Raw genomic sequence first — 6,352 nt, forward strand, 5'->3', positions numbered from 1 at the left:
CAGCTTGAGGTTGCTCTGAATTCATTTGCTGAGTTCTAGAATGAACCCTCTGTTCTTGAGGTACATAAGGCGCCTCTTCCTCTGGCATATAGCCATGAGAGGGGCGGTCATATTGATCATACGATGGCGGTGTTAATTCACTACCAACCACGCCACTATTATTTACGCCACTATTATTTAGGCCACTATTATTTATGCCACTCTCAACAGCGGATTGCTGAATCGGTTGATTCGTCATAACCGGTGCAGTCGTTGTGGATGCTGAATTCATCGTCGCTTCATGCATAGTCGCTTCATGCATAGATGCTGTATGCACAGCTGAACTAGCCGCCTGCGCGCTAGATCTATCTATTGCAGCCGAATGCTGAGGCTGATTTGGGGCGGCAACAGGTGCATCACTCAACTGGGTTGAAATACGGCTTGCACCCGTCACTGTCGCGGGACGAAACGCTAACATGCGTAAAACAATCATTTCTAAGCCCATACGAGCACTCGGCGCTTGAGCAAGATCGCTGCGACCTTTTAAAACAATTTGGTAATACAGTTGAATATCTTGTGGGCTCAGAGCTTGCGAAAGTAGCTCGACTTTTTCTGCGTCTGGTTGCTCTTTATCAAGCGTGGCTGGTAACGCTTGATACATGGCCATCCGATGAAGCTGCGCTGCGAGTTGTTGTAACAAACCATCCCACTCGACGCCATTTTCAGCCAACTTTTCAATGCAGTCCATCGCCATCTTAGGTTGCTTATGGCTGATCGCTTCTAGCAGATGAATCGCTTGGTCAGTGTCTAATGTACCCAGCATGTGCGCAACAAGTGTTGATTCTACATGACCATTACCTAACGCAATGGCTTGATCCGTTAAACTCAACGCATCACGCATACTGCCATCCGCTGCATGGGAAATCATGCCGAGTGCTCTTGGCTCAGAGGATACACTCTCTTGGGCTAGAATATGGTCCAATTGCTGATGGATAGTATCGACACTGATCGGTTTCAGATGAAACTGTAAACAGCGTGATAAAATGGTGACTGGGAGCTTTTGAGGATCGGTCGTCGCCAATATAAACTTCACATACTCAGGAGGCTCTTCAAGAGTTTTGAGTAAGGCGTTAAAGCTGTGACGAGAAAGCATATGAACTTCATCGATAAGATAAATCTTAAAGCGTCCACGTGCGGGTTTATATTGAACGTTATCAAGAAGATCACGAGTATCTTCCACTTTAGTACGTGAGGCGGCATCAATTTCTAGTAAATCAACGAATCGACCTTCATCAATCTCTTTACACGTATCGCACTCACCACATGGTGTGGCTGTAATGCCCGTCTCGCAATTGAGCCCTTTAGCGAACAAACGCCCTATGGATGTCTTACCGACGCCACGAGTGCCACTCAGCAAATAGGCATGGTGCAAACGGTTTTGTGTTAACGCGTTTTCTAACGCTGTTAAAACATGTGCCTGGCCTACGACTTCATTAAATTTAGTCGGTCGCCACTTTCGTGCTAAAGCAAGATAACTCATCAATTCTTCCAAATAACCAGATTAATGGCCTTCAAATTCGCAAATGCTATAAACATCAAGATTCAATGCCGCTAAACGTTTCTCTCCACCAATTTCCGGTAGGTTGATAACGAACGCAGCGTGTTCAACAATACCGCCTAAACGACGAATCAATATCGTTGTCGCTTCAATGGTACCGCCAGTCGCAAGTAGGTCATCCACCATCAGAACTTTGTCGCCATCAGAAATCGCGTCAGTGTGAATTTCCAGTGTATCAGTGCCGTATTCTAGCTCGTAAGATTGACTGATGGTTGCACGAGGAAGCTTGCCTGGTTTCCGCACAGGAACAAACGCAACACCCAGCTCTAGAGCAAGAGGAGCACCGAATAGAAAGCCACGAGCTTCCGTACCTACAATTTTGGTGAATCCCATATCTTTATATTTTTCGACCAACAGCTGAATCGTTGCACGATAAGCTTGTGCATCTTCCATTAGGCTGGTTACGTCACGAAATAAGATGCCTTTCTTTGGGTAGTCAGGAATACTTTTGATACTAGATTTGATCAGTGAAATTGTTTCGGTCGTCATAATTCAACTTTCTTTCGATTGGCAAATTCACCCAAAAGTACGTTCATTTGGGCATATCAGCATTGATTACAGTGCAACAAATAGCACAACCTGTTGCGATAAAAAACAAAATGCCCACTTCATGAGTAGGCCAATGTAATTTTAGTGGGTTTCTTTATTATCAGCAACCGACTCTATCACAGGTAAACGGATAAACCACGCTAACAGGACAAACATGAATATCAACAGCGCGGCATTTAACCAAACGTGCGGAATGACCCAAATAGAGAACGAAAAGCTAAGCACTATCATTACCGCTCCTCTTTGTTTGACTTTCAATGTGACACCACGATGTTGGTGCCAATGGGTCAGTATTGGGCCTAGAGTTGGATGGCTGTGTAGCCATTGATGAAAACGGGGGCTGCTGCGCATAAAGCAGGCACTGGCAAGTAATATAAATGGAGTGGTCGGAAGAAGAGGAAGTAAAACGCCTAATAGGCCTAAAAATAAACTCAAGCCACCAACAATATTGAGGAAGATACGACGAATATTGATGGTGAACTCCAACAATAACTAAATAGATATGCTATGGAAAATAACGGCGCTTTAGAAAAACGGCGCTAAGAAACCCTAAAACACCGCGTAACCATTAAACACGCGAATCCAAGTCAAGATCATTGGAAGCAAGGGAATGGATAAGACGGCGATAAATCCGAGGAAGTAGAAGATATTATAAGGTTCTTGAAAGTCATTGTCTGCCATGATTTTACTACTCTAGTGTGAAGGTTATCTTTGTCGCTCTAGGTCATCGCAAAGTTGAAATTTTGCTAAATAAATGAGCGTTTTTTGTTGTTCGCGAACTATAACTGATCACAAAAGAGATAAACACCAACAAAAACTAGGGTTTTTGTTGGTGTTTTAACCACTTTGAATTGTTTTTCTTGAACAATACTTCACTTCTTTCGACTTGAAGTATTGTTCGGGCCTTATGCATTTGCTCCTTGATAAATATCTAGGGCAAAGCTGCTGATACCTAATTTACTTAAAGAAAGTTGGCACGCACTGTTGATGGCAAGATCAGAGGTCATAAAGTTTTTATTGCAGTTATCGCCCAACATCACGCCACCAGCGATGTGCTGAGAAGTGTACCCATTGGACCACTGTGCATCTAAACCTGCGGGCAGTATCGTGACCGAACCTTCTGCTAGGTCGGCAATACCAAATATGGCATTCACAGGGTTAGCACAGGTTGAGCAACTGATTCCTCTTTCAATAATCGTCCCAAGATCTTTTAAGTCAACATGACCACTCTTAATATTTCTCAAATAATCATGAAACAGCGCTCTTACCAGTAACGTCGTTGCCGCACCATGGGTTTCACTTGACGACGCATCAACTAGATAGAAAACAAATTGACCATCCATCAACCACGCATAGTCAAATACTAATGGCATGCTGTCTGTCGATTGGAGTAACCGATAGTTACACTTCCAGACACCTTGTGATGTGTCTTTTTCTGGCAGTAGTGCATGAAGAAGGTCTCTTGCTGCACTTGGGTTTTCTTGCAAGTATTCTAAATGCCAGTGCAGCTCCTGATCTTCTGGCACTTCGCCGCCATCGTCCACCTGAAACCACTGGGTCGCAAAGTCACGCATATCAGACAAGTGATCACTGCTGTCTTCGATAGTGCTTTCAATGGCGCTGCCCAAATGCTCAAAGTTGGTCATGGGTTTTGGCAAAAAGTCTTTGATGCCAAATTTAAGCGCTTTAGCGACATCCGCCATGTCGTCCGTTGCGGAAACCACAATCAGAGGTAACGATGGATACTCCAAGCTCACTTCTTCTGCGAACTCAATGCCATTTAAGACCGGCATGGATAAATCGCTAATAACGAGATCGGGTTCATCCGATCTGAGTTTTTTCAGTGCTTCTAAGCCATTTTCAGCTTCTACAACACCATAACCTTGACTCTCTAAATACCCACCCGCGATACGACGAAACACAGGGTCGTCATCAACGAGCAAAATTAACTTGTTATCTGGTGCCGAGTATGCCGAATGCACCGCAGCCGAACTGTGACTTTTGTACATAAGATTTAACCTCATCTATCCAAACTCACTAACGTTTCTATTACTATTATTATTATTTTTGTTAGCTATAAAACTTACTCTTAAAAATAGCCGCGAAAGTTAATTTATACAAATATTCCGTTTTTTAGCTCAGTTGCATACTATATGTACACATAGGCACATTTATCACGACTTATTGACGCGCCTCATATTTTAGCAACTAATAAATGTATAGATTGTAACGACATGTAAAATTCGTACCGGTAAGAATGAAAATAGACGACCTAAATCTCTTTAGACTTGTTGTCGAGAATGGGAGCTACACTGCAACTTCTCGAAAAACCCTAGTTCCGGTGGCAACCATTACTAGACGTATTCAAGCCTTGGAAGAATCCCTAAATCTTCGATTGCTGAACCGCCATGCGCGTAAACTTTCCTTAACCGAAGCAGGTGAACGTTTCTTCAATGAGTGTGGGCCGTTATTACAGCGACTCACCTCGATGACCGAAGAACTGTCCGATGAGTGCCGAGGGGCGGCTGGTAAGATAAAGCTTTCTGCGCCTTCTAACCTAACAAAGCGTTTGATGATGCCGATGTTAAACGCATTCATGAAACGATACCCAGACATCAATATCGAGTTGGCGATGAGCAACCATGCCGATGAGCTAGATCCAACCGAGTGGGACGTGATCTTTCGAGTCGGGCCACAACGAGACTCTAGCCTCATCGCGCGGAAAATTAGCGAAGTCAAAGATATATTGGTGGCTAGCCCTGAATACTTGGCGTCGGTACCAGAACCAAAACATGCGGAAGAGCTCAGTGATCATGCATTATTAAAGGGTCATCCGCTTATTCGTTGGCAGTTGTCTAACCTCTCTGGTGAAACGGTAGTTAATAATGAAAAAGGCCGTTTTAGTGCCAGTACTCTCAATATTGTCAGAACGGCCTGCTCTGACGGTTTAGGCATCACGCTTATGCCCGATGTGATGCTAAAAGAATATATTGAGAATGGTGAGTTGGTCAGGGTTCTCAGTGATTGGAGTGCCAACCCTAGAGATATCTATATGCTTTATAACCACAAAGCGCATCAGCCTGAAAAAGTACGCCTATTTATTGATTTTGTTATCGAGTACTCGCTACCAAAATAAAGCGATGAGCGATAGAAACGCACCAAAGAATAAAAATCAGAAATTAGGAAATACATAGGTAATGCATAGGTAATAAAAAAGCGAGAGTTCATGGCTCTCGCTTTTTCGTTCATGCATACGTGGCTTAGCCGAATTACAAGAACGATACGAATTTCGACAACTCTCTTTCTGGCACTTTCATTGGTGTGCAGCCCGGTGTTCCAAGATACAAAAAGCCAACAATTTCATCTTGTTCGCTAGCACCTAACGCTTTTCTCACCTCAGCGTCGAACATCCATTTCCCTGAACGCCAGAAGCCTTGAAAGCCTTGCGCTACTGCTGCCATTTGCATGGCATGAGCCGCACATCCTGCCGAGATCACTTGCTCTACCGCGGGGACTTTTTCATGAGGTGTAATTTTCGCAATCACGGTGATCACCATCGGTGCTCGAAAAGGCGCCTTCTTGGCTTTCTCTACCACCGCTTCCTCTCTACCCGCATTAATTGCCGACTGTTCTAATATCGCAGCAAGTTTGTTTAACCCCGTACCTTGTGCAATCACAAAATGCCAAGGGGTCAACGCGGCGTGATCTGGCGCTCGTAATCCAGCCTTAATAATATTCTCTAATGCTACCCCTTCAGGAGCCGGCGCTGACAACTTTGCTATCGAGCGACGATTGAGCAATAAATCAAGAGCATCCATTTTACGTCCTTCTATTTTCATCATTTTAGATAAGTTACGCTAATACGTTATTGATAATAGCTCTCAATAATGAAAAAGGCGAACACTAAATGTTCGCCTTTTTTATAGCAAAGCCCTGATATAACGAGGGATATAGAGGGTCACGGCCTAACACCGCTACCCCGTTCGAGACTACTCGGCGTTATCGCCTTGCGGTTCGTCTTGTGATTTTTTAGCGTCAGAGTAGAAGGATTCACCGATTTCTGCTCGGGTCAATAACCCATCACATGGCGCAAAACGATTCCCGTATCTTTCCGCATGTTGGTTAAGCATTTCCACTACCGTCTTAACGCCCAGTTTATCGATGTAACGGAACGGGCCACCAAGGAATGGCGGAAAGCCGATACCG

At 44.2% G+C, this 6,352-nt stretch carries 7 protein-coding genes; 1 reads left to right on the top strand and 6 read right to left on the bottom strand.

From position 1 onward, the window contains the following. The 4 genes from dnaX to ACP45E_RS08755 all read right to left on the bottom strand — a co-directional run. A partial coding sequence (gene dnaX, locus ACP45E_RS08740) for a DNA polymerase III subunit gamma/tau (protein ID WP_069584904.1) occupies positions 1-1,519 on the bottom strand: 1,519 nt, incomplete at its 3' end. Between the two features lie 21 nt (positions 1,520-1,540). After that, positions 1,541-2,086, bottom strand: coding sequence for an adenine phosphoribosyltransferase (gene apt, locus ACP45E_RS08745; protein ID WP_017035227.1), 546 nt, complete (start codon positions 2,084-2,086; stop codon positions 1,541-1,543). Positions 2,087-2,227: 141 nt separating this feature from the next. Continuing rightward, on the bottom strand, positions 2,228-2,635 hold the full coding sequence (locus ACP45E_RS08750) for a YbaN family protein (RefSeq protein ID WP_017038086.1): 408 nt from the start codon (positions 2,633-2,635) through the stop codon (positions 2,228-2,230). A 416-nt stretch (positions 2,636-3,051) separates the two neighbouring features. Next, positions 3,052-4,155, bottom strand: coding sequence for a response regulator (locus ACP45E_RS08755; protein ID WP_017035224.1), 1,104 nt, complete (start codon positions 4,153-4,155; stop codon positions 3,052-3,054). A 248-nt stretch (positions 4,156-4,403) separates the two neighbouring features. Between ACP45E_RS08755 and ACP45E_RS08760 the strand changes: the two genes are divergently transcribed. Next, on the top strand, positions 4,404-5,282 hold the full coding sequence (locus ACP45E_RS08760) for a LysR family transcriptional regulator (protein ID WP_017035223.1): 879 nt from the start codon (positions 4,404-4,406) through the stop codon (positions 5,280-5,282). A gap of 133 nt (positions 5,283-5,415) precedes the next feature. Here the strand turns inward: ACP45E_RS08760 and ACP45E_RS08765 are convergent, their stop codons facing one another. Both ACP45E_RS08765 and ACP45E_RS08770 read right to left on the bottom strand, forming a co-directional pair. Then, complete coding sequence (locus tag ACP45E_RS08765) at positions 5,416-5,964, bottom strand: NAD(P)H nitroreductase (protein ID WP_017035222.1); 549 nt, start codon at positions 5,962-5,964, stop codon at positions 5,416-5,418. Positions 5,965-6,135: 171 nt separating this feature from the next. After that, positions 6,136-6,352, bottom strand: a 217-nt coding sequence (locus tag ACP45E_RS08770; RefSeq protein WP_141707264.1) for a hypothetical protein, incomplete at its 5' end; no start/stop codon positions are given.

Source organism: Vibrio genomosp. F10 str. 9ZD137, from assembly GCF_049974785.1.
Taxonomy (GTDB): domain Bacteria; phylum Pseudomonadota; class Gammaproteobacteria; order Enterobacterales; family Vibrionaceae; genus Vibrio.